Here is a 23,031-nt window from a genome sequence, read left to right on the forward strand (position 1 = left end):
TATCGGCATGGAATTGAACAAACTATTCAACCCACTGGCGGAAATTGTACCAGGAAGCGTCAGCAATGCCCTGAACTTATTTAGGGTTGGGAAAAAAAGTATTTTTGCGGACTTTAGGAGTCAACAGGGAAATGTGAGAATTTTTGAGAATCCTCGAAAATTTGATCCAGTGTATTTAAAATCAATGAACTACAACATTTAAAAACAAAGTCTTATCTGATCAATCCATTTCGCCAGCGACCAATGGCTTGCAAATATGCTACAACGGGGACGCGGTAGACCTCAATCACAATCCAAACAATAATTGCTAAGTGCGACAAAAAAGTTAATACTGTCCAAATCAATGGAATCCAGGTGAAAAAATCATCAGCCGCAGGAGGAAAACAATATACCGTAATACCTATCAAAGTTGTAGGTAAAATGACAAAAGCAATGGCAGCTAAACTATAACCCCAACCTAATTCCACACCTAATAATTGAGCTTGATTCCACTTAAATCCATTCCAATGCCAAACTAATGGTGGTTCTCTAGAAGGCATTTTCACTTGCTGTAGTTCCAAATTGACCGTAAGAATTTCGTGGCAAAAATCACAGCACATAGCCTCCATCATTGGCATTTGCGAAATTTTACCAATACGACATACTGGACATGGATAATCTTCTTGAAAGTTTAAAGATTTTGATCTAATTGGGGAATTGTCCATGATTAAACTACTCTTTTTTCAACTTTCCTATGATCTTATCTATTCCCTACCCTAAATAAGCCTGTTTAACTTTTTCATCTTTAATTAAATCTGAGGCTGCACCTGTTAAAATCATAGAACCTGCTTCTAATACATAGCCTCGGTCTGCAATTTTCAAAGCTAAATTAGCATTTTGTTCAACTAATAAAATCGTAACTCCTGTTGTTCGTAAATTCTGAATAATTGTAAAAATTTCTTTAACAATCCCAGGGGCTAAACCTAAACTGGGTTCATCTAAAAGTAAGAGTTTTGGTCTACTCATTAAAGCCCGTGCAATAGCTAACATTTGTTGTTCTCCACCGCTGAGAGTTCCTGCTAATTGATTGCGTCTTTGTGCTAACCGAGGAAATAGATCAAATTGCTGAGAAATATCTGTTTTAATGTTTTTATCTCCACGCACATAAGCCCCCAACATTAAGTTATCAAAAACCGTTTGTTTGGCTAAAATTCTCCGCCCTTCTGGACAATGGGCTAAACCAAGTTTTAACATTTCATGTCCTTGACGACGATTGATATTTCGTCCTTGATAAATAATATTTCCACTTTGGGGATTTAGCATTTTAGAAATTGCTTTTAATGTGGTAGTTTTACCAGCACCATTTGCACCAACTAGGGTGACTACTTCACCTTTTTTAATAGTTAAATTAACTTTTTTTAAGGCTTGAATACCACCATAACTGACATTGATTTCTTGTAGATCTAAGATGATTTCCCTGGTTAATTGATGTTGATCTGTGTTCATTATCATTCATTCCCTAAATAAGCTGCAATTACCTTTGGATTGTTTCTAATCAGAGATGGTTTATCCAAAGCTATTAACTGTCCAAAATCTAAAACTGCAATCCGATCACACAATCCCATAACTAATGGTACATGATGTTCAATTATAATAATAGTGAAATGAAAGCGATCGCGCAAATCTCGAATAAATTCACTCAATTGCTGTTTTTCGTTAAGGTTCATTCCGGCCGCAGGTTCATCTAAAAGTAAAATTTGCGGTTCTAAAGCTAAAGCCCGGGCAATTTCTAGACGACGTTGATCACCATAGGCTAAATTTTTAGCTTTTTCTTCGGTGCGATTATCTAAACCAATTAATGTTAATAATTCTAAGGCTTTTTGTCTACTGTTTTCCTCCTCCTTGACTGCTAATGGTAAACCTAACACTCCTGTAATAATATTGCTGTGAGTGTGTAAATGTCTGGCAATAATTACATTATCTAATACCGATAATTCCCCAAATAAGCGAATATTTTGAAATGTTCTCGCAATTCCTAAACCCGCAATTTGATGAGGTGGTAATTGAGAAATTACTCGACCTTGATAAATTAATTCACCACTAGAAGGAGGAATTAAACCAGTAATTAAATTAAATAGTGTAGTTTTACCAGCGCCGTTAGGTCCAATGAAGCCAAAAATCTCTCCCTGATTAACAGAAAAAGATAGATTATTGACTGCGACTACACCACCAAAACGACGGGTTAATTCTTTTGCTGTTAACATCATCTTAACTATGATTTATGTGATTTAAGTTCAAAAAAGGTGAAATTGTCAAGTTTGTTTGAGAAAATACTTTTTCAATGTTAAGGATTTCCCTTTTTCCCCTTCCCTCTTTTAGCGGTAATTGAAAATTGACAGATTCTTAGCTTTAGCTGCTTAAAAATATCAGGAGTGACTAAACCTTGGGGAAAAAATATTGTACCAATGACAATTAACAAACCAAAAATAATTAATCTGCCATCTCGTAAAAAATGGGCAAACCAATCAGGTAAACCACCTGTATCAGCGAGATTTCTTAATACTTCTGGTAAAGCTGTAAATACCATTCCTCCTAATACTGCGCCTAAAAAACTTCTAGAACCACCAATTAACACATAAGTCAAGTAAATAATACTAGCATCAAAAGTACCTTGACGGGCATTCCAAGTATTCAGAAAATGGGCGCTAATTGCGCCAACTACCCCGGCTAAAATTGAACCCAAGGTAAAGGCTAAAACTTTATAATAGGTGGGGTTAATTCCCATTGCTCCCGCTGCTAATTCATCTTCACGGATAGCAATAAAAGCTCGGCCAATACGAATACGTTCTAGACGATAAATCACCACCATACTGATAATTAATAAAGGTAAAGCAATCCATAAATATTCTATTGGTGTTTGGAAAGGTTGGGGAATACCAAAAATACCAACTGCACCACCTGTGATCTCTAAATTTAAAGATATCACCCGCAAAACTTCCACAAAAGCAATGGTAGCAATTGCTAAATAAATTCCTCGCAATCTTAAAGCGGGAACTCCCACGGCTACACCTAATAAACCGGAAATAATTCCAGCAATTAACATCTCAAATAATAAGATATGAATTGGGAGTAAATCACTATTAGAGATATTAGATATAAAAACTTTAGTAGAAAAAATGGCGGCAATATATCCACCTATAGCATAAAATCCCGGACTAGCTAAAGATAATTGTCCGGTCATTAATGGCAGGTAAAGTGATAGTCCCAGCAGTGAACCTAAGACCATTGAGACAATTAAAGAGCCGTAAGTAGAAAAAAATTCAGCCATATTTTGGTGTGGGAAACATTTTGCATTTTATAGTTAGTATACATCAATCTTGTACCTCATTGACTGACAATATGCTGTATTAAGAAGCATTTATCCACCAATTTCGCAAAGGATGATTTTTTGGAGGTTGATAATGTGCTTTAATTCTAATTGCATTGAGTACATTATTTAATAATAAATGATTAACACTTTGATGCGACGTTCTCCTTTTTCAATAGCGATCATGGTGGTGCGTGCAGCGTCAATAATTTTGGCTGCATCCGCTTGAGTCATGTTGCATTTTTTACGCGCTTGTTGGAGGAGTTCTCCTAATGTCCGCAGATAAATGTTATCCAGGATGTTGGTAGTCATGATGTTTCTTTGATAATGTCAGGTAATAATTATATTAATTTAGCTATAATGTCAGGTTTTAATATAGTTGACAAATAGATTACTTGTTAATATTATAGTTACAAGTGCATCACTTGTAAATACTTTAATTCATTATTAGTCTGATTGACTAATAAGAACGATAATTTAGGAGTAGTGAATCATGGGTTAGATATGCCTTCCAAAAAACCGCAAATGACAATTCGCATAGAAGAAGATGAATATAAATACTTAGAAGATTGGGCTGCTAGAGAGTTTCTCAGTGTTCCTCAATTAGCTAAGGTGATTGTCAAGAGAGCGATCGCCCAAAATAAAAAATCTCAACAAGTAGAATCACCATGACAGAGGAAGAAAAAATTTCCAGACACGCAGCTACAGACAGAGATAAATGTCAAGAAATGGCTGATAAATACGGATGGGAATTATTGAAAGTAGAACCTACTAATAATAAAATTCTCAAAGTTGATTGTGTGTTTGAAGGTGAAACAGAATTTCCTAATGATCATGAGGAATCAAAATGAGTAAATATATTATTTTTAAAGCAGATAAAGGACAGTTAAAAAACTGGAAAAAAATGTTACTATCTCATACTGGAGCTTGTACTAATATCCTAGCTGAACATTATGATGGTTCTAAAAAACCTATTCCCGAACCAGGTTATAGACTCAAGGAATTTAGTCAAATTGAAGAATATGTAGATTCTGAATTTCCAGGTGCAAGTACACATTATAGAATTGGTGATTGGGAGGTTTCCAAGGTAGAAGAATATGTACCAGATTTACCTCTGGGTACTTTTGAATCAGTAGTTATTTGTTATTGTCGTTATTCCCCAGTAAATACCCCATTAAAACCATTACCAAAAATCCAAGTATCCCCTAGTCTTAAAATAGAAGCGTGAATAGAAACCTGTGGGAAATTGTAGGTAAATGAAAGAGGCATTTTCATGTAAATCTCCCACATTTCGATTTTATTTTCTGAAAAGTAATAGTTTTCAAATATATTGCTCATCATATTAATTACACTGTAGCTAAAATCTCAAAGTTTTTACCCAATTCAGTAGTGTAATTAATTTTCAATATTTATTTTTAAAATGCGTTTTGGAATAGTATTAAATTCTCCTTCTCCTCTAGGAAATAATGGTAAGTAGTTTCTTTGTTCACGAGAATATTCGTAAAATGATTATATGCTATATTCGATTAACCTCATTGAAGTTTGCATAATTATTGATATCATTGATTATACAGACAAAACCCACCGAATTTACAATTAAGCAAAAGGTGGGTTAAAAAACTTAATTTGTTTTAGCAAATTCTCTTCGCAATTAATTATTTAGATATTGTCAATTCCAAAGTCTGTTTAAAATCATCCACAGAATTAACTGTTACAGCCAATTTCAACATTTCATCTAAAATAGATAAATTAGAAATCTGAGATAGAGATACTATAATCTCTAAAGAAACCTCACCAAATCGAGTTTGCAAAACAGTTTTGATGTAATCACGAGCATTTTGTAACGCACCAATTTCCTTACCAATCTCTTTACCGCGTTCTATTGCCATTTCTTCTGTAGGACTGATAAAAGGCATTTTTCTTTCCTCCTCTAAACTGTTAAGTTGATTTAGTAACTTTTGCTGTAATTGCCCAGGTAAAGTCATCATTTTGTCAATGATTTTAAAGAGTTTAACAATTTGTTCTTTTGTTAAGCCTCTATCATAAAGTCCGCGAATTAATGTCCATTTCCATTGCTCCCGTTCTGATAAATTACCAGTGGTTGCTTTAGTTTTCAAATGTGCCATTACTATGATAGCAAATGGATTATCACTAGCTTCTAATTCCTGCCAGCGAGATTCATAGTCCAGTAGTTTAGCAATGGGAAATTTCAGACTAACTTCACACCCTCCAAGGGAATAACCATAAGCACTAGGTCGCCAATTATGCCTTTCATCACCTAGAACGGCGAGACTAATTACAGGTTTGTGATATAAATCAAAGGAACGGTAATTATAAATATACATCCGTTCACCAAAATATACTTCATATTGACTTTGAATTTCAACATGAATTAATATCCAAACTTCTCGTTTATCCAGTAACCAAACTTGATAAAGTTGGTCAGCAATACGTTTTTCTGTTTCTGATGAAGCCGTAATCTCCTGTAGTTCTTTATCAAGGGACTGAGGCGTTTGTGTCCAATCAATTAATTGATGGACTTCGGGAAAAAAGAAGGTTAAGAAGCTTTCAAAATACTCCGTTAATGCTTCTTTCCAAGATTCATCATAATTAGCAGTTACTTCTTTCATAAGTAGGTTGGCGTTAAAAATTGTCGTTATGACAAGGGAACAGGGAACTCTTAACTGGGAACAGGTTTTGGGCAACTTTACTTTTCGTTACTTATGTCGGTTTTTTTCCGTTCACTTTCATAACAAAGATTCCTGATAGCTAAATTACTCTAATTTCTGTATTTCCTTAGAGGATGTTTTAATTCTACACCTTTTGAATAAACTTCTTACCTAATAAACCTTGGGGTCTAACTAATAACATCATAAACAATATGCCAAAAGCAACAGCATCTTTATAACCAGAATATTCTCCGGGAACTAATGCTTCAATTATCCCGATAACTAAACCTCCCAAAACTGCACCGGGAATACTTCCTAAACCTCCTAAAACAATTACAGCTAAACCCCGTAAACCAAAACCAATTCCAAAATAAGGACCGGCTATGCTGACACTAGAAGCGACTAAAGTTCCTGCTAAACCTGCTAAGAAACTGCTGATAAAAAATGTGATAATGATGAATTTATCGGTATTAATTCCTAACAAACTGGCAGTTATTTGATCTTCAGCGATCGCTTGCATAGCTTTACCATATTTAGTATAATTAACAAAATAGGTAATCATGGAAACAACTATCAAGGAAACAACAAAAATTATTAGTTGTACAGTGCGAATAGGAATTGGATGTTGGGCGCTACCAAAATTAATTGCTGCTGGTAAATTCCCAAACGTATCCGCTGGAAAAGTGTAACTTTCTGCACCTAATAAATATTGAATTAAGTTAACAATTACCACGGCTACACCCAAGCTAGAAACCACTGTTAATAATGGGTCAGAACCTTTACGCCGCAATGGTTTAAAGGCAAGACGTTCCATGATGACTCCGATTAATCCAGCCAAGATACTACCTAAAATCAAAGCAATTGTAAAAGGCAATTTTACGGGTAAAGCTGCATTAGCTAACAAACCACTAAAGCCAAAATTCCCGCCCATGAGTGCATAAGTAAAATAAGCACCTAAAGTAAAAATTGCCCCATGGGCTAAATTAATAATGCCTAAAATCGAATAAACTAGGGTATATCCTAAAGCAAAAATAGCGTAAACGCTGCCAATAGATAACCCATTTAACAACTGTTGTAAAATTACTGTGAAATCCATTTCCGACTATTTAATAAATGTGAATTTGCCACTATTACCATCTTTATCCATTTTGATTTGGGCTACATATAAATCTTTTTGTACTACTTCACCGATAGGTGTGAAAGATATTTCCCCTAAAGGTGTATCATACTTTCCTGCTAATATCTGTTTATTCAGTGCAGTTCTTAATTGTGGTAATGGCAATTTATTAATCTTACTCTGATTATCTAAAGCTTTGAGTGCTTCTACATAAACTTGTAGAGCGGTAAAAGCTTGGGCGCTAAATTGGGGTGGTTCTTTCTTGTATTGATCTAAATAACTTTGCCGAAATTTTTGGTTAATATTATTAGCATGATCTGGACTGTAGGCTTGAGCAATAATTACACCATCGCAAAGTGCTTTACATACTGTCAATATATTAGATGAGTTTAAACCATTGCCACCAATAATTAAACCTTTATAACCGAGTTCTCGCAACTGTCTTACTAAGTTACCACCATCAGCAGCCAAACCAGAAATAATCACTAAATCTGGTTTTAAATTCATAGCATTAGTAATTTGACTTTGAAAATCGGTATCAGTAGTTTGAAATTTTTGGACTGTAACTATTTCTAGTTTTGCGTCTTTAACTGTTTTTTGAAATATTTCTGTTTCTGATTTATTAAATGCGTCATTTTGGGCATAAAAAACAGCCACTTTTTTAATATTGGGGTTTTGTTTGAGTGCTGCTTTGACTGCATTGGGAGCAACTTTAGCAATAGGTACAGATACACGAGCAATATAATCACCTAATTCGGGAATACCTTTAGCCGTATTTGATGCTGCAATTACTGGAACTTTAGCACGTTCTGCAACCGGGTCAGCACTAAAAGCTTGTTGGGATAAAGTTGGACCAATAATACCCACCACTTTATCTTTGTTGATTAATGTTTGAAAAGCGTTGATTGCCCCTGGTTCATCTCCACTAGTATCTTGCACTACTAATTTAATGGGTGTACCATTAACCCCACCTTGATCATTAAAATACTTTTCGGCTATTTTTACACCTGCTATACCCTCTTGACCTAGTAAGGCCACGTTGCTAGTCTGGGCAAAGGCGATGCCAATGGGGATAGCACTAGATGTAGGGGTGGAGGTATTAGTTGCAGTGTTAGTCCCGGTATTACCGCCGCCGCAAGCTGTTAGTAAAATAGTGCAGGTAGCTAAGAATGTGGTTGTTAGTCCAGGAGTTTTGTTCATGATTCAACTATAGTTATAGTTTTGGGATCATATTTATTTAACCACACAAGGACTGATAATTAGTTGCTAATTAGTTAGTGTAGTAGGTCTGATTTTTGAAAATATCAGTATCTTGTGGTGCGGGCATCCTGCCCGCTATAATTATACCAATTAAAATTATACTTAAATGCAGTATATTTGAGGTATGGTGTGTTAGCTGTCTGTGGTGCGGGCATCCTGCCCGCTATAAATTAGCACAATAAAATTATACTTAAATGCAGTATATTTGAGGTATGGTGTGTTAGCTGTCTGTGGTGCGGGCATCCTGCCCGCTATAAATTAGCACAATAAAATTGGTAAATTCACGGTGTTGCATAATGGCGGTAGAAATTATGCAACGACCTCAGAAAAATTAAGAGGATGTTTTTCTAGTATTGGGCGAATATAGCCTCACTCTAAACATTGGATACTTTATACAAGCATTCTGACTCCTCAATTCTTAACTTTGGTACTAATCTAGAAAACCCATCAAAATTTCGGAATCATCAAAAGTATTTGGGGCTATTGGGCGATTTCCGAATATAGAATAGTTTTGAGCAATTACCAAAGCGCTGGAAGCAATGGGACGAATACCAGACAAATTAATACTATCAACCACTTGGAATGTGTTTGCACCTATGGGACGAATTCCCATGGAGTTGTAGGTATCAACTACCTGTAAAGTCCCTGTGGTAATGGGACGCATTCCAGCTACTATCATTGTTCCTTGAGAACTTTGTTCAGTATTACCACTGTTTTCTTGAGTATTTTCTGTCATTGTTATTTCTCCTTTGTATCTGATGGCACTTATTTAAACTCAATCTTTGTTTGTTAAGTGAATTTTACAATAGATAAGGAAAGAAGTATTTTTTTCCCATATATTAAAAGTCTAACCTTAAATCAGCATATATCACAGATTGCACTTGAGATTGATATATTTTGATCAGATAGAATATACTCATGATAGCGAAGCCTGGAACCGGAATCGCTAAACCTGCCAATACCTAGTTAGGGTTTTGATTAAAGTTTGTAACTATTGACAGAGGTGTAATCTACAATGACTTGGGAATTTTGGATTGATAGGGGTGGTACGTTTACTGATATTGTCGCCAAAAGCCCAGATGGTAAGTTACAAATTCATAAGCTATTATCCGAAAATCCCGAACGGTACACCGATGCCGCCATAGAGGGAATTAGGCAAATTTTAGGCATTTCTGCTCACGCGGCTATTCCTAGTCAAGAAATCGCAGTTGTTAAAATGGGAACAACAGTAGCCACAAATGCCCTCCTGGAAAAAAAGGGAGATAGAACTGTTTTAATTATCACCAAGGGGTTTGCAGACGCTTTAAGAATTGGGTATCAAAACCGTCCTGACATTTTTGCTCGGCAAATTATTTTACCAGAAATGTTGTATGAGCAGGTGATTGAAGTAGAAGAACGTTACAATGCTCAAGGTGAAGTATTAATTAACTTAAATTTAGATAGTGTTCACCGACAACTACAAACAGCTTACAATAACGGCATTCGTTCCTGTGCAATTGTTTTTATGCACGGTTATCGCTACACTAACCATGAAAAACAAGTTGCTAACCTCGCCAAAAACATCGGCTTTACTCAAGTTTCAGTATCTCATGAAGTTACCCCGTTAATGAAGTTAGTTAGTCGGGGTGATACAACGGTAGTAGATGCTTATTTATCCCCGATTTTACGAAGATATGTCAATCAAGTAGCCAGTCAGTTGGGAAAAAATGTCACCCTCCAGTTTATGCAATCTCACGGTGGCTTAACTGACGCGGAAACATTTCAAGGTAAAGATAGTATTTTATCAGGTCCTGCGGGGGGAATTGTCGGGGCGGTGCAAACTAGCATCCTAGCAGGATTTAATAAAATTATCAGTTTTGATATGGGTGGTACATCTACGGATGTTGCCCATTACAATGGTGAATATGAACGCACATTAGAAGCGGAGGTAGCTGGGGTGAGATTCCGCACACCAATGATGGCTATTCATACAGTTGCAGCGGGTGGTGGCTCAATTTTACATTTCCATGGTTCTCGCTATCGCGTCGGACCAGAATCCGCTGGTGCAAATCCTGGACCGGCTTCCTACTCTAAAGGTGGACCGCTGACAGTCACCGATTGTAATGTCATGGTGGGTAAGTTGCAACCCGCTTTTTTTCCCCAGGTATTTGGCAGGGAAGCTAATTTACCATTAGATGTAGAAATTGTCAAGGGTAAATTTGCGGAATTAAGAGCAGAAATTGGTGATCATCGCCCAGCGGAGGAAGTAGCCACAGGTTTTCTGACCATAGCTGTTGATAAAATGGCTAATGCAATTAAGAAAATCTCGCTCCAACGTGGTTATGATATATCCGAATATACTTTATGCTGTTTTGGTGGTGCCGGTGGACAACACGCTTGTTTAATTGCTGACGCTTTAGGGATGAAACAGGTATTGATTCATCCCTATTCTGGGGTTTTATCTGCTTATGGGATGGGTTTAGCAGATGTTAGAGTCTTAAAAGACAAAGCTATTGAAGCGGTTTTAGAATTAAAATTGTTGTCAGATTTAAGAGCAGTATTCGCAGAATTAGCAGCAGCGGGAAAAAAAGAATTAAACCGCCAAAATCCTGGTAATGTAGAGATTTTACTGTATAAAAAGCTGCATTTAAGATATGAAGGAACAGACGCGCCTTTAGTGGTAGATTTCGCTGATTTACAAGCAATAGAGGATCAATTTGCAGAATTACACCGTCAGCGTTATGGCTTTATTGTCCCGGAAAAGCGGTTAATTGTGGAGGCGGTAACGGTAGAATTAGTATTACATCATCATCGCCAAACTGTCACCGTAATTTCTCGAATAAATGATAATTTACCTGTTGCAGAGACAACCGTACAAATGTTTACGGCTGGAAAATGGTGGAATACTCCAGTTTATCGTCGGGAGAATTTACAACCGGGGGACTGTATTTTAGGTCCTGCAATTATTGTAGAAGCGACAGGTACAAATATTATTGAACCTAACTGGAAAGCGGAATTAACTAATATTCAGAATTTGATATTAAAGCATAATGGAAATGCTCGATCTTTAACCAAAAATCCAAAATCGAAAATCCAAAATCGCCAAGACGCGGTTATGTTGGAAATTTTTAATAATTTGTTTCGAGCGATCGCTGAACAAATGGGTATAACATTACAAAATACCAGTTCCTCTGTCAATATTAAAGAAAGACTTGATTTTTCCTGTGCAATTTTCGATCATCATGGACAATTGGTAGCAAATGCGCCGCATATTCCTGTCCATTTAGGTTCTATGAGTGAAAGTGTTCAAGCTTTGATTTCCACTCATGAAAATAATATTAAACCGGGTGATGTTTTTGCTGCTAATAATCCCTACAATGGGGGAACACACCTTCCAGATATTACAGTTATTACCCCTGTATTTCTCAATGCTAATTTTCCCATTTTTTATGTTGCTTCCCGGGGACATCATGCAGATATTGGTGGAATAACTCCTGGTTCTATGCCACCTTATAGTACAAATATAGCAGAAGAAGGAATTTTATTAGATAATTTTCAACTAGTTAATTCTGGGATTTTCTGTGAACAGGAATTAATTAATTTACTCAGCAGTGAACCTTACCCAGCTAGGAATATTTCTCAAAATATCGCCGATTTAAAAGCGCAAATTGCAGCGAATCAAATCGGTGTTCAAGAACTTCTAAAAATGGTAGCACACTATAGTTTAGAAACAGTCCAAGCTTATATGGGTTTTGTCCAAGACAATGGGGAGGAATCTGTTCGTCGAGTCATTGAAGTTTTAAAAGACGGTAGTTTTAGTTATGCTTTAGATGATGGAAGTATGATTAAAGTAGAAATTACCATTGATAAAAACTCCAGAAATGCCAAAATAGACTTTACTGGTACTTCACCACAATTAAATAATAACTTTAATGCACCTTCAGCAGTATGTAAAGCAGCAGTTTTATATGTTTTTCGCACCTTAGTAAATGACGATATTCCTTTAAATGCAGGATGTATGAAACCCTTAGAAGTTATTATTCCTCAAGGTTGTATGTTAAACCCCTCTTATCCGGCTGCGGTAGTTGGGGGAAACGTGGAAACTTCCCAAGCAATTACTGATACTTTATATGGGGCTTTAGGTGTGTTAGCAGCTTCCCAAGGAACGATGAATAATTTCACTTTTGGAAATGAGAAATATCAATATTATGAAACTATCTGCGGTGGTTCTGGTGCGGGTGCAAATTTTGATGGAACAGACGCAGTTCATACTCACATGACTAATTCTAGATTAACAGATCCCGAAGTTTTAGAATGGCGTTTTCCTGTGATTTTAGAAAGTTTTGCAATTCGTCAACATAGTGGTGGTCAAGGTCAATATCACGGTGGAAATGGTGTAATTCGGCGGTTACAATTTTTAGAAAATATGACAGCAGGAATTTTAGCAAATCATCGCATTATTCCCCCATTTGGTTTATGTGGTGGAGAAGCAGGTATAGTAGGTAAAAATTATGTAGAAAGAAATAATGGAACTGTGGAGAAATTAGCAAGCAAAGCCGTGGTAGAAATGAATCCTGGAGATATATTTGTGATTGAAACTCCTGGTGGTGGAGGCTACAGCCAGTTGTGATGAGGTGAATTTTCATTGATAACGTAGTAGAATAGGTGACAGATAAGTTGTACGGAAGAGAGGACGGGAAATTGGAAGAACTCAGGACAGTATTAGAATTAGCCACCGAAGAAGAATTACAGGACTTGACAGCAATTCTGTTTAGTCGCAAATTTAACCCCTTAGATTATGTTCACACCCCCGAACCCATTACAGTACAAAGCCAAGACCGTCAAGCTTGGTTAGACGCTATCGAGAACCGTTTTCGTTTTTTAGCGGCCGACGGGATCACGGTATTACGGAGGAAGACTAGTAAAGTAACTTACAGACAAGCCCTGATTCAAGTCTGTAAATATCTGAAAATTCACTATGATCAAAATTTAACAACAGTTGATTTAGAAGCAGAAGTATTTTTACATTTGTTAGGAAAGGTTTGGAAACAACTACCGAAAACAGAAAAGCAGCAACTAACTATTAATTTGCAACGTCAGTTAGTAGAATCGAACTTAAAACAACCATTACCATTATCATTGCAACATGATCCTTTAGGATTAATATTTAAAGGTGGTAGCGCCTTGGCTGTAACTTCTGTAATTCAACCCTTTGTACTACAAACTATCGCCCGTGAATTTGCTGTTCATTTTGCTACCTATCAAGTAGCTAAAGAAGCAGCAATTACAGGTACAGGACTAGCGACTAAACAGTTTCAAAATCATGTAGCTTTACAAATGTCTCGACGGGGTATGACCATGAGCGCAGCCCGTTATAGTGCAGTTCGTAGTGTATTTGCTTTTGTCGGTCCAATGATGTGGGCTTGGTTTTTTGCTGATTTAGGTTGGAAAGCGATCGCTACAAACTATGGCAGAATTATTCCTACAGTGTTTACCCTCGCCCAAATTCGTCTTACCCGTACAGAATGCTGGGAAATAGCTTAAAAAAAACCTTTTATCATCCGAATTTCCGCTTACAAACCCCTTGGAATTGGCTGCAATTTGGACTAATATCTTTCCCCCTGAGTCCATTTTTAGGGGGTATTTCCATAGCTGTAGCTTCATTACTAACTTGGCGCAAACAATACCATATCATTCGCCAGTATCCAATTCACCAGGGATTTGCTATTTTGAGTATTTTACTACTCATTAGCACCGGATTTGCCCCAAACAAACTAGATGCTTTTTTAGGTTTATTTAACTTATTACCCTTCTTTTTCTTTTTTGCAGGACTAACTTCCCTCATACAAACACCTACCCAATTAAGACAAATATCCTGGATAATAGTATTTGGTTCTGTACCTATTTTAATCATAGGATTTGGGCAATTATTTCTGAATTGGAACTTTAAATTTCAGGTTTTATGGATTGTTTTTGATTGGATAGTTGCACCGGGAGGATTACCACAAGGACGCATGGCTTCTAACTTTATGCACGCTAATACTTTAGCCGCATATTTAGTAACTATTTTCATTTTAGGTTTAGGTTTATGGCTAGAAAACTATCAGAAACTCAAACAAAAAAATCCCCTGATTATCTTTTTAACAATTACAGTATTTGCTAACCTTATCGCCTTGATTTTAACTAATTCTCGCAATGGCTGGTTGATAGCTATTTTTACCTGTTTAGCTTATGCTTTATATCAAGGTTGGCGATTAATTGTTGGTGCTGTTGTCAGTATTACCAGTTGTTTTTTATTAGCAGCTTTTGCACCTTCACCCATGGCAGAATTTTTCCGTAAATTCGTTCCCTATGGAATTTGGGCGCGGTTAAATGATGATATGTTTCCTGATAGACCGATAGCATTAATGAGAAAAACCCAATGGGAATTTGCCTTAAATTTAACCCAAAAACACCCCTTAACTGGTTCAGGTTTACGCAGTTTTAATGAACTGTATAAAACCCAAATGCAAATTGATATAAATCATCCCCATAACCTCTTTTTAATGTTATCAGCGGAAACAGGTCTAATTACCACCTTATTATTTTGTGGGTTACTAATTTGGATATTAATTACAGCTAGTCAACTTTTATGGAACTCCCAAACCATAGAACCAAAAAATCGCCTCATCTTTTTTAGTTATTTAATTACATTTATCAGCTGGATATTATTTAATACCGTTGATATCACCATCTTTGATATTCGGTTAAATACCCTGGCTTGGATATTTCTAGCTGCATTGTGTGGAGTTATGTACCAATATCAATCACATCATAAGTAGGTTGGCGTTAAAAATTGTCGTTATGACAAGGGAACAGGTGACAGGTGACAGGTGACAGGTGACAGGTGACAGGTGACAGGTGACAGGTGACAGGTGACAGGTGACAGGTTATAGGTTACAGGTTATAGGTTACAGGTTACAGGTTACAGGGAACAGGTTACAGGTTACAGGGAACAGGTTACAGGGAACAGGTTACAGAAAACAGGGAACAGGTTACAGGTTACAGGGAACAGGTTACAGGTTACAGGTTACAGGTTACAGGTTACAGGGAACAGGGAACAGGGAACAGGTTACAGGTTACAGGTTTTAGGCCACTTTACTTTTCGTTACTTATGTTGGTTTTTTTCCGTTAACCTACTTAAATTCAGAGATAATTAAAACTGACAACAGCATTCATCTATTTCATCTATTTAATTACACCACACCCTGATTACCTTCTTCCTTCGCGCCTAGAAGGAAACAATTTCCTATAAACCGTGGTTCATTGACCTGAAAATCACTGTAATTAGTAAAATAAGAAAGTTCGTAATTAAAACCCTATGCCTAGTACAGATAATTTTTTACAATACACCCAATGGTCAGGTATTGCTACAATAGTATTTGCAGTTTTGACAATTTTAGCCTTTATACTCAAATGGGGCTTTCGCTTTCGATTAGTGGGTGCAACTGGCTTTATGCTGGTACTGACAGGGGGGTTATTTTCATTGTCCCTTGTTCCCTTGAGTCGCACAGTCATTCCCGGTGCTGTTAAATACACCCTAGTTTATGATAACGGTTCTAACCAAACGGTAATTTCCACCTTCCCGGAAATCACTCCCACAGAATTAGAAGCTACCTTACGTCAAGCAGCTAGTAACCTGTATTCCTATGGTCGCTTAGGTAGTGGCGGAAATAAGCAATTAACAGTCCGCGCCCGCACCATTATCCACCCAGAAATCGGGTTGTCTGTACCCCTATACCTGGGTGAAGTCAACCGCACTCTAGTCAGTCGTGAAGACCCGGAAATGACAATCAAAATTTATTTAGACAAATTTGCCTCACTACCAAAACCCGCTGCGTCAGGATTAGACATTTCGTAAAAAAAGAATTAAAAAAAGAATATAGAGACGTTTCGGTAAACGTCTCTAGAAGCTATAGCATTTTTTAGCTTTCAGCAGTCCGCTATATTGGGAAATAAATATTTTCCTATATTCTCTATTTGCACATTTTTTTTGCTATATACAATACAATAAAGATTATTTTTTTAAAATCTGATTAAGAAATATCAATATTTTTGGCAAAATAAAGATCATGCCTAATCAAAATCCTACCGAAACTTTGTCTACTCAAGCTGCTAGTTCATTTTTCAGCCTTTCTATTTCCCCAGGGAAAGTAATTCGCGGCGCTGGTATATTATCAACCGTTGCGGCTCAAGTCGCTAATTTGGGAACTCGTCCGTTAATTGTAGCCGGAAATCATACTCTTAATCTGAGCAAAGAGCATTTAAAACCTCTTTTCCAATCTCAACAATTACATTCTATCTTGGCTTCCTATGGCGCTGATTGTTGTGAAACTAGTCTGAAAGCTTTACGCAAAGCCGCCAAGGAACATAAGGCTGATATCATTATCGGTATTGGTGGTGGTAAAGCCTTAGATACCGCTAAATTAGTCGCTCACCAGTTAACATTACCAGTGATCACAATTCCCACTTCTGGGGCTACCTGTGCGGCGTGGACTGCCCTTTCTAATGTATATTCAACAACGGGGGCGTTTTTGTATGACGTGGCTTTATCTCGCTGTCCAGATTTGCTAATTTTGGATTATAATTTGATCCAGACTGCACCGCAACGGACCTTAGTGGCAGGTATTGGAGATGCGATCGCTAAATGGTACGAAGCATCGGTTAGCAGTGGACATTTGCAACAAACTTTAATTATTGCTGCGGTTCAACAAGCGCGAATTTTACGAGACATTTTACTACAAAAGTCCGCTAATGCGTTACAGTCCCCAGGTACGGAAATTTGGCAAGAAGTTGTAGACGCAACCGTACTCCTAGCCGGGGTAATTGGGGGTCTAGGGGGGGCGCAATGTCGCACAGTCGCTGCCCATGCGGTTCATAATGGCTTAACCCATATTTCGGGACATAATAGCATTCACGGGGAAAAGGTCGCTTATGGTATTCTGGTACAACTGCGGTTAGAAGAAATGATCCAGGGAAATCAATTAGCAGCTTCAGCAAGACAACAACTGTTGAAGTTCTACGCAGAGATTGGACTACCCCAAAAATTAGCAGATTTGGGATTAGGTAATATCACTTTGGGTGAGTTACAAACAGCAGCAGAAATTAGTTTAGAACCTAATTCTGATATCCACCGTTTACCGTTTAAAGTAGCGTTGGAACAATTAATGGCCGCAATGGTTTCTACCACTGCACCAAATCAATTAAAAATTAAAAATGGGTAATAGGTAATAGGTAATGGGTAATAGGTAATGGGTAATTGGTAAAATTTTCATCTATTCCCTGTCACCTGTCACCTGTCACCTATCACCTGTCACCTGTTCCCTATTTCGAGGTTGAAAGAATGAATTTAAGTTGGATTACTCCCGCAGAACGGATACAAAAGTTACCTCCTTATGTTTTTGCTCGTTTAGATGAATTAAAAGCGAAAGCTAGAGAACAAGGACTGGATTTAATTGATTTGGGTATGGGAAATCCCGATGGTCCTACACCTCAACCTGTAATAGAAGCTGCCATGACGGCCTTGCAAAATCCCGCTAATCATGGTTATCCTCCATTTGAAGGGACTGCAAGTTTCCGTAAAGCTATTACTCAATGGTATCATCGTCGCTATGGAGTGGTACTTAATCCTGATAGTGAGGCTTTACCCTTACTCGGTTCTAAGGAAGGTTTGGGACATTTAGCGATCGCCTACATTAATCCTGGTGATACTGTATTAGTACCTTCACCATCTTACCCTGTACATTTCCGTGGTCCGATTATTGCTGGGGGAGTCATTCACAATTTAATTCTTAAAGAAGAAAATAACTGGTTAATTGATTTAGCGGCCATTCCTGACGAAGTAGCCAGAAAAGCCAAAATTCTCTATTTTAATTATCCTAGTAATCCTACCGCAGCCACCGCCCCCCGGGAATTTTTTGCAGAAATTGTCGCTTTTGCGCGGAAGTATGAAATCCTGTTAGTCCATGATTTATGTTATGCAGAATTAGCTTTTGATGGTTATCAACCTACTAGTTTATTAGAAATTCCCGGTGCAAAGGATATAGGGGTAGAATTTCACACTTTATCTAAAACCTATAATATGGCAGGTTGGCGCGTTGGTTTTGTCGTCGGAAATCGTCACGTGATCCAAGGTTTGCGGACACTCAAAACCAATTTAGATTATGGCATTTTTTCCGCTTTACAAACAGCAGCAGAAACCGCTTTACAACTTCCTGATTCTTATTTACATGAAGTGCAGCAACGTTACCGCACTCGTCGAGATTTTTTAATTGATGGTTTGGGTAAATTGGGGTGGAATATTCCTAAAACCGAAGCAACTATGTATTTGTGGATAAAATGTCCGGGGGGAATGAATTCTACAGATTTTGCTTTGAATGTTTTACAGCAAACAGGGGTAGTAGTCACTCCGGGAAATGCTTTTGGTGTGGGTGGTGAAGGCTATGTAAGAATTAGTTTAATTGCTGATTGCGATCGCTTGGGTGAAGCTTTACAAAGATTCAAGGAAGCGGGTATTTGCTATCAATCGCAAGTTTCTGTTTCTGCGTAATAATTAAGGTGAATACACAATCTCAAAAGCATTAAGATTATGACAATTCTGGAAAAAGTAGTAACTACGATGCAGCAGTTACCTATAGATCAACAGCAGCAAGTTCTCCGTTTTGTTGAGTTTCTAGTATTTGAATTGGGTAATCACCAACTTAATCAAGATTCTGAAAACTCAAATCTCAAAAAGCCTGAAGCTTCTCCTCATGATCTATTGAGAAAATGGGAAGGAGTTATTGAAGGTGGGGTAGACGATCTTTCTTTTAATAAGAAATACATGAAAGAATATGGGCAGAAATGAATCAGCAGATAATTCTTGATACTGGTGTTTTGGTTGCTTATTTGAGGAAATCTGATCGCTTTCATCAATGGGCTGTAACTCAATGGAGACAGGTTGATTTACCTGTATTCACCTGTGATGCTGTGATTTCAGAAGCTTGTTTTCTGTTTCGTGATTTACCTCATATTCAACAGGGAATTATTGAATTGATTGAGGGTAATGTAATCACGATCTCTTTTGATTTGCAAGGAGAAGCAAGTAATATCAGACATTTAATGAATCGTTATGAATCTGTACCAATGTCCTTTGCTGATGCTTGTTTGGTGAGAATGTCTGAACAAATACCTAATAGTGCAATTATGACTTTAGATAGCGATTTTAATATTTATCGTAAAAACCGTAATGAGGAGATTTCTGTAATTCAGCCATAATCGCTTGGGTGAAGCTTTACAAAGATTCAAGGAAGCGGGTATTTGCTATCAATCGCAAGTTTCTGTTTCTGCGTAATAATTAAGGTGATATGGGATAAGGGGAAATCATCAATTACCAATCACCTGAAATCTGTTTAAATTTATGATATTGATGACGTTCCTGATTAATGATATCAAAAATTTCATCAATTTCTGGATCATCTTTCCATAAACCAATAACAGTTTCTAACTCTGGCCATTTGGGTTGTTTAATTATTAAGTTATCTGGTATTTCTATAGAAATTTTTACTCCATCAGGTAGAAGAATTTTGTCTAATATTTGATCTAATAATTCTATAGTGTTACCTTTGATAATTCCTTGTATTTTCATGATTTATTCCTTCATTAAATATCTAAGTTATGATTCATTGTCACCTACAATTTCCGCTTTTTGATCCATACACCCAACATAGCTAGAAAAGTACATACTATAGTAGCGATAATGCTGAATACTTGTACTGTTGTTTCTAAAGAGCGATCGCTTTTAGCTTGTTCTATTTCCACTATACCACGAATCGAGTTTATAGCCTGGTCTAATAACTTTCTCCTGACGGTTTACTCCGTTTTAAACAAAAGTCTACTATTTCTGGAGTATCAATAAGAGACTTAGAAGTGTTACCAGCGCGAATGTAGAGTTCTAATTTTTTATCTTTACCTTTCATTAAGACGATTTTATCTGACTTTCTGACATCAACTGCACAAACTATTTTACTATCTATTGTCTCAAATCGAATTGTAACTAATGACATAAAATTAGCACTAATGTACGTACAAATCAGGTGTACAATTGTCTGCTCAAATTGATCTAAAGAACCTTTAGAAAGAATAGCTAAATCTTGCTCTAAACCAAAAATATTACCATCATCTTCAACTCCAATAATTAAAGTTCCTCCTTCAGAATTAAGAAAAGCAGCAATAGTTTTCAGGACACTAAATCTCAAATCCTCATTTTTACGATTTTGTTTAACATCCCATTGCAAAGTGCTTTTATATTCTAATTTTGGACTTTCTGGTAATTTTATCAGGTGAGAAATTGGTTGTAAATTACCTATTTTTCTAATAGTAGTTAAAAACCGTCTTAATTTTCGTTCCTCAAGTAATTTGTTGAGGGTATCTTCATTATCTGCTGTTTCAATCACAGTTTTATTAATGACTGCAATATATTTACCCCAATAGTCTTTTTCTAAAATTTCCAGATTTTCAGTTATCCATTGTTCATTGTGGACATTACCCCAACGATTAAAATAGGTAATAGCTTCTTGAATAGAATAATGGACAGCATCAAAAACATTACCCTCCATATTTTTAGAAATATAGTCCCATGCTCCTAATTTAAACGCATTCCGGCAATCTACCACAGTGTCGTTAGCAGTGAGGATAATCACTACTGATGAAAGATTACGTGCTTTTACCTCTTCCACAATCGCAAATCCACTGTTATCTTGCTCCATTCGCATATCAGAAATTATGACATCAAAAGGATTACATAACTTTTCTGTTGCTTCAACTACACTAGAAGCAGTCTCAATATGACGATAACCAAAATCATTTAACCACTCTACAAGTTCACGGAGGTAACGAGGAGTATCTTCTACTAATAGCAAATGAATATTTTCTGTTTGCATAATTTTATAGGTTTCAGAGATTTAAAAACGACATAAAGCAAATTATACCATATTCCTAGTATAACCTGATAGTGTGACTGATATCAAATTTCACGAAATTAACTATTTTCGCTTTTTGTATAAGGAATATAGATTTTAAATTTAGCTCCTTTCCATCCAGTTTCTTGGATGTATCCGTTCATCTGTGTTAATGTTTTGCGAATAATAAATAATCCTAAACCGCTACCATGACCTTCACTAGCGGTAGTTTTTAAAGGTTGAAATATCCAATCTTTTTTATCTGGGGGAACTCCTTGACCATTATCATTAAACTCAATTAATAAATATTTTTGCTCACCTGGAATATTAGCACCACGAACTCCCGGAGGATTGATAATATCCTCTGTAGATATGGAGATGTTTAAATCTAGTTTTTTAGCATTGTGTTTGAGAGAATTTTCTACTAACTCATTTAAAATACTTTTGATCTTTTCTTCATCACCATTAAACTCTGAATCACCATTGTTAATATCCAGAGTAATAGAAGCATTATCAATATGAGGATTAGCTTCCCATTTTTCAAAGAGTTTTTTGATTTTAAAGTGATGATTTTTAATTTTAATCCCTTCATTAATAGCTTTGAGATCATTAAGAGCAATTTGAGTAAATTCTAGTTGTGTTAATAATTTCTCAAATTGCTTGTAGTGAGGATTATCAACAGCAATTTTTCTCATAGCACGTCTAGTTTTAGACTCAATAATTGCTAACTGATTATTAACAAAATCAGAAATATCATGAGCAGTTTTGGAAATAATTGCTAGAATTTGCTCATATTCATCATTAGCAATAGTGGAAATTTGGGATTTTTCTAATCCTCGACGACGGTTAACTTCTTCAAGTACATCCTCAATATCATTAATAATACCTGTAAGTAAGGGATCTTCTGTTTGAGAAAAACGCAAAATCCGGTAAGCAATCCCTTTGAGAATGCTAATTTCATTAGCAATTTTATGATAAATCGCTCGATTTAGTATTTCGGTGTCATTCACACCACTTTGGTAATCAGATTTAACCATTTTAAAATATTCTTCTTCACTTAAATTCAGCGTCAACATCTCCAGTGCTTGAGAATAGCGTGGTGATTCCTCAGCAATTTGTTGTAACATCTTAACAGCAATTTCATTATAAGGATTATGAGCGAAGATACTTCTGGCACTAGATAATAATGATTTTTCTATATCATCTGAGTTAGCAATTGCTAAGTTAAAATATTTATTTCCCTGTTCTTGCAATTTAAGACCATAGTAAAGTCTTCCTAAATTGATATGAATAACATTTACATAATATTGCGGTAGGCTATCAAAATCTATTGCTTCAAGTTGAGATATGGCATCTCTGTATTTACATAACTCCTCTAGACATTTAGCGTATATAAAAGATATATAATTATCAGACTTTATTTGTAAATATCGCTCAAAAATCTCACAAGCTTTTTCATAATTTCCAGATTTTGCTAATGCTTCTCCATACCTAGTTAATGTTATTAAATCATTAGGCTTGATTTGTAAAGAATGTTCAAGAATCTTACAAGCTTTCTCATAATTTCCAAATTCTGCTAATGCTTTTCCATAGCTAGTTAATGCTATGATATTATCGGGATTAATTTGTAAAGAACTTTCAAAAATCTCACAAGCTTTCTCATAATTTCCAGATTCTGCTAAT

General features: G+C 36.4%; 24 protein-coding genes. 11 read left to right on the top strand and 13 right to left on the bottom strand.

Going from position 1 to position 23,031, the window contains the following annotated elements:
- Nucleotides 1-212 precede the first annotated feature (212 nt).
- From H6F39_RS08885 to H6F39_RS08905, 5 genes are all read right to left on the bottom strand, one after another.
- Nucleotides 213-704 carry a hypothetical protein gene (locus tag H6F39_RS08885; protein WP_190396565.1) on the bottom strand — a complete coding sequence of 164 codons (492 nt, stop codon included), beginning with the start codon at nucleotides 702-704 and terminating at the stop codon, nucleotides 213-215.
- 46 nt (nucleotides 705-750) lie between these two features.
- A complete protein-coding gene (locus tag H6F39_RS08890; RefSeq protein WP_028083902.1) occupies nucleotides 751-1,485 on the bottom strand; it encodes an ABC transporter ATP-binding protein in 735 nt (244 codons plus the stop codon).
- A 2-nt stretch (nucleotides 1,486-1,487) separates the two neighbouring features.
- Complete coding sequence (locus H6F39_RS08895; RefSeq protein WP_137907696.1) at nucleotides 1,488-2,246, bottom strand: ABC transporter ATP-binding protein; 759 nt, start codon at nucleotides 2,244-2,246, stop codon at nucleotides 1,488-1,490.
- A 77-nt stretch (nucleotides 2,247-2,323) separates the two neighbouring features.
- The gene (locus tag H6F39_RS08900) at nucleotides 2,324-3,307 is read right to left on the bottom strand and encodes a branched-chain amino acid ABC transporter permease (protein ID WP_137907697.1); all 984 of its coding nucleotides are present in this window, start codon (nucleotides 3,305-3,307) and stop codon (nucleotides 2,324-2,326) included.
- Nucleotides 3,308-3,475: 168 nt separating this feature from the next.
- Entirely contained in the window at nucleotides 3,476-3,658 is a 183-nt protein-coding gene (locus H6F39_RS08905) for a helix-turn-helix domain-containing protein (RefSeq protein ID WP_236097109.1), read from the bottom strand.
- A gap of 144 nt (nucleotides 3,659-3,802) precedes the next feature.
- Here H6F39_RS08905 and H6F39_RS08910 point away from each other — a divergent pair, with 144 nt between their 5' ends.
- The 3 genes from H6F39_RS08910 to H6F39_RS08920 are packed head-to-tail and all read left to right on the top strand — an operon-like array spanning nucleotide 3,803 to nucleotide 4,574.
- Nucleotides 3,803-4,018, top strand: coding sequence for a hypothetical protein (locus H6F39_RS08910; RefSeq protein ID WP_137907698.1), 216 nt, complete (start codon nucleotides 3,803-3,805; stop codon nucleotides 4,016-4,018).
- Complete coding sequence (locus tag H6F39_RS08915; RefSeq protein WP_137907699.1) at nucleotides 4,015-4,197, top strand: hypothetical protein; 183 nt, start codon at nucleotides 4,015-4,017, stop codon at nucleotides 4,195-4,197. Before H6F39_RS08910 ends, H6F39_RS08915 begins: the two co-directional genes overlap by 4 nt.
- Nucleotides 4,194-4,574: a hypothetical protein gene (locus tag H6F39_RS08920; RefSeq protein ID WP_137907700.1), complete on the top strand. Its 381-nt coding sequence runs from the start codon at nucleotides 4,194-4,196 to the stop codon at nucleotides 4,572-4,574. Before H6F39_RS08915 ends, H6F39_RS08920 begins: the two co-directional genes overlap by 4 nt.
- A gap of 427 nt (nucleotides 4,575-5,001) precedes the next feature.
- Here the strand turns inward: H6F39_RS08920 and H6F39_RS08925 are convergent, their stop codons facing one another.
- The 4 genes from H6F39_RS08925 to H6F39_RS08940 form a co-directional block, all read right to left on the bottom strand.
- Complete coding sequence (locus H6F39_RS08925) at nucleotides 5,002-5,976, bottom strand: hypothetical protein (protein WP_137907701.1); 975 nt, start codon at nucleotides 5,974-5,976, stop codon at nucleotides 5,002-5,004.
- 184 nt (nucleotides 5,977-6,160) lie between these two features.
- Nucleotides 6,161-7,111 carry a branched-chain amino acid ABC transporter permease gene (locus H6F39_RS08930; RefSeq protein WP_190371585.1) on the bottom strand — a complete coding sequence of 317 codons (951 nt, stop codon included), beginning with the start codon at nucleotides 7,109-7,111 and terminating at the stop codon, nucleotides 6,161-6,163.
- A gap of 6 nt (nucleotides 7,112-7,117) precedes the next feature.
- Nucleotides 7,118-8,332, bottom strand: coding sequence for an ABC transporter substrate-binding protein (locus tag H6F39_RS08935; protein ID WP_190396566.1), 1,215 nt, complete (start codon nucleotides 8,330-8,332; stop codon nucleotides 7,118-7,120).
- Nucleotides 8,333-8,822: 490 nt separating this feature from the next.
- Nucleotides 8,823-9,128 (bottom strand): hypothetical protein, encoded by a 306-nt coding sequence (locus H6F39_RS08940; RefSeq protein ID WP_028083898.1) that lies wholly within the window; start codon nucleotides 9,126-9,128, stop codon nucleotides 8,823-8,825.
- A 279-nt stretch (nucleotides 9,129-9,407) separates the two neighbouring features.
- Between H6F39_RS08940 and H6F39_RS08945 the strand changes: the two genes are divergently transcribed.
- The 8 genes from H6F39_RS08945 (at nucleotide 9,408) to H6F39_RS08980 (ending at nucleotide 19,666) form a co-directional block, all read left to right on the top strand.
- A complete protein-coding gene (locus tag H6F39_RS08945; protein WP_190396567.1) occupies nucleotides 9,408-13,001 on the top strand; it encodes a hydantoinase B/oxoprolinase family protein in 3,594 nt (1,197 codons plus the stop codon).
- A 71-nt stretch (nucleotides 13,002-13,072) separates the two neighbouring features.
- Complete coding sequence (locus tag H6F39_RS08950) at nucleotides 13,073-13,915, top strand: YaaW family protein (protein WP_190396573.1); 843 nt, start codon at nucleotides 13,073-13,075, stop codon at nucleotides 13,913-13,915.
- Entirely contained in the window at nucleotides 13,897-15,192 is a 1,296-nt protein-coding gene (locus tag H6F39_RS08955) for an O-antigen ligase (RefSeq protein WP_137907705.1), read from the top strand. The genes H6F39_RS08950 and H6F39_RS08955 overlap by 19 nt, the downstream gene beginning before the upstream one ends.
- Before the next feature lie 539 nt (nucleotides 15,193-15,731).
- The gene (locus H6F39_RS08960) at nucleotides 15,732-16,271 is read left to right on the top strand and encodes a Ycf51 family protein (RefSeq protein WP_137907707.1); all 540 of its coding nucleotides are present in this window, start codon (nucleotides 15,732-15,734) and stop codon (nucleotides 16,269-16,271) included.
- Nucleotides 16,272-16,482: 211 nt separating this feature from the next.
- Complete coding sequence (locus tag H6F39_RS08965) at nucleotides 16,483-17,634, top strand: iron-containing alcohol dehydrogenase family protein (RefSeq protein WP_190396568.1); 1,152 nt, start codon at nucleotides 16,483-16,485, stop codon at nucleotides 17,632-17,634.
- 119 nt (nucleotides 17,635-17,753) lie between these two features.
- Nucleotides 17,754-18,959, top strand: a complete 1,206-nt coding sequence (locus tag H6F39_RS08970) for an aspartate aminotransferase (protein ID WP_137907709.1) — start codon at nucleotides 17,754-17,756, stop codon at nucleotides 18,957-18,959.
- Between the two features lie 39 nt (nucleotides 18,960-18,998).
- Nucleotides 18,999-19,256 (top strand): hypothetical protein, encoded by a 258-nt coding sequence (locus H6F39_RS08975; protein ID WP_028088743.1) that lies wholly within the window; start codon nucleotides 18,999-19,001, stop codon nucleotides 19,254-19,256.
- On the top strand, nucleotides 19,253-19,666 hold the full coding sequence (locus H6F39_RS08980; RefSeq protein WP_137907710.1) for a type II toxin-antitoxin system VapC family toxin: 414 nt from the start codon (nucleotides 19,253-19,255) through the stop codon (nucleotides 19,664-19,666). The genes H6F39_RS08975 and H6F39_RS08980 overlap by 4 nt, the downstream gene beginning before the upstream one ends.
- A gap of 112 nt (nucleotides 19,667-19,778) precedes the next feature.
- On the opposite strand, the gene H6F39_RS08985 is transcribed toward H6F39_RS08980, so the two are convergent.
- The 4 genes from H6F39_RS08985 to H6F39_RS08995 form a co-directional block, all read right to left on the bottom strand.
- Complete coding sequence (locus H6F39_RS08985) at nucleotides 19,779-20,036, bottom strand: hypothetical protein (RefSeq protein ID WP_137907711.1); 258 nt, start codon at nucleotides 20,034-20,036, stop codon at nucleotides 19,779-19,781.
- 44 nt (nucleotides 20,037-20,080) lie between these two features.
- Nucleotides 20,081-20,209, bottom strand: coding sequence for a hypothetical protein (locus H6F39_RS20980; protein WP_255501571.1), 129 nt, complete (start codon nucleotides 20,207-20,209; stop codon nucleotides 20,081-20,083).
- Nucleotides 20,210-20,238: 29 nt separating this feature from the next.
- Nucleotides 20,239-21,330 (bottom strand): RNA-binding domain-containing protein, encoded by a 1,092-nt coding sequence (locus H6F39_RS08990; protein ID WP_190371579.1) that lies wholly within the window; start codon nucleotides 21,328-21,330, stop codon nucleotides 20,239-20,241.
- A gap of 98 nt (nucleotides 21,331-21,428) precedes the next feature.
- Nucleotides 21,429-23,031, bottom strand: a 1,603-nt coding sequence (locus H6F39_RS08995) for an ATP-binding protein (protein ID WP_190396569.1), incomplete at its 5' end; no start/stop codon positions are given.

Origin of the sequence: Dolichospermum sp. FACHB-1250 (assembly GCF_014696335.1) — a bacterium.
Taxonomy (GTDB): Bacteria; Cyanobacteriota; Cyanobacteriia; order Cyanobacteriales; family Nostocaceae; genus Dolichospermum; species Dolichospermum planctonicum.

What these genes read in the sequence shown, in the direction of transcription:
- H6F39_RS08885 (WP_190396565.1), bottom strand. Translation starts at nt 704, where the DNA reads ATGGACAATTCCCCAATTAGATCAAAATCTTTAAACTTTCAAGAAGAT.
- H6F39_RS08890 (WP_028083902.1), bottom strand. Translation starts at nt 1,485, where the DNA reads ATGAACACAGATCAACATCAATTAACCAGGGAAATCATCTTAGATCTA.
- H6F39_RS08895 (WP_137907696.1), bottom strand. Translation starts at nt 2,246, where the DNA reads ATGATGTTAACAGCAAAAGAATTAACCCGTCGTTTTGGTGGTGTAGTC.
- H6F39_RS08900 (WP_137907697.1), bottom strand. Translation starts at nt 3,307, where the DNA reads ATGGCTGAATTTTTTTCTACTTACGGCTCTTTAATTGTCTCAATGGTC.
- H6F39_RS08905 (WP_236097109.1), bottom strand. Translation starts at nt 3,658, where the DNA reads ATGACTACCAACATCCTGGATAACATTTATCTGCGGACATTAGGAGAA.
- H6F39_RS08915 (WP_137907699.1), top strand. Translation starts at nt 4,015, where the DNA reads ATGACAGAGGAAGAAAAAATTTCCAGACACGCAGCTACAGACAGAGAT.
- H6F39_RS08920 (WP_137907700.1), top strand. Translation starts at nt 4,194, where the DNA reads ATGAGTAAATATATTATTTTTAAAGCAGATAAAGGACAGTTAAAAAAC.
- H6F39_RS08925 (WP_137907701.1), bottom strand. Translation starts at nt 5,976, where the DNA reads ATGAAAGAAGTAACTGCTAATTATGATGAATCTTGGAAAGAAGCATTA.
- H6F39_RS08930 (WP_190371585.1), bottom strand. Translation starts at nt 7,111, where the DNA reads ATGGATTTCACAGTAATTTTACAACAGTTGTTAAATGGGTTATCTATT.
- H6F39_RS08935 (WP_190396566.1), bottom strand. Translation starts at nt 8,332, where the DNA reads ATGAACAAAACTCCTGGACTAACAACCACATTCTTAGCTACCTGCACT.
- H6F39_RS08940 (WP_028083898.1), bottom strand. Translation starts at nt 9,128, where the DNA reads ATGACAGAAAATACTCAAGAAAACAGTGGTAATACTGAACAAAGTTCT.
- H6F39_RS08945 (WP_190396567.1), top strand. Translation starts at nt 9,408, where the DNA reads ATGACTTGGGAATTTTGGATTGATAGGGGTGGTACGTTTACTGATATT.
- H6F39_RS08955 (WP_137907705.1), top strand. Translation starts at nt 13,897, where the DNA reads ATGCTGGGAAATAGCTTAAAAAAAACCTTTTATCATCCGAATTTCCGC.
- H6F39_RS08960 (WP_137907707.1), top strand. Translation starts at nt 15,732, where the DNA reads ATGCCTAGTACAGATAATTTTTTACAATACACCCAATGGTCAGGTATT.
- H6F39_RS08965 (WP_190396568.1), top strand. Translation starts at nt 16,483, where the DNA reads ATGCCTAATCAAAATCCTACCGAAACTTTGTCTACTCAAGCTGCTAGT.
- H6F39_RS08970 (WP_137907709.1), top strand. Translation starts at nt 17,754, where the DNA reads ATGAATTTAAGTTGGATTACTCCCGCAGAACGGATACAAAAGTTACCT.
- H6F39_RS08975 (WP_028088743.1), top strand. Translation starts at nt 18,999, where the DNA reads ATGACAATTCTGGAAAAAGTAGTAACTACGATGCAGCAGTTACCTATA.
- H6F39_RS08980 (WP_137907710.1), top strand. Translation starts at nt 19,253, where the DNA reads ATGAATCAGCAGATAATTCTTGATACTGGTGTTTTGGTTGCTTATTTG.
- H6F39_RS08985 (WP_137907711.1), bottom strand. Translation starts at nt 20,036, where the DNA reads ATGAAAATACAAGGAATTATCAAAGGTAACACTATAGAATTATTAGAT.
- H6F39_RS08990 (WP_190371579.1), bottom strand. Translation starts at nt 21,330, where the DNA reads ATGCAAACAGAAAATATTCATTTGCTATTAGTAGAAGATACTCCTCGT.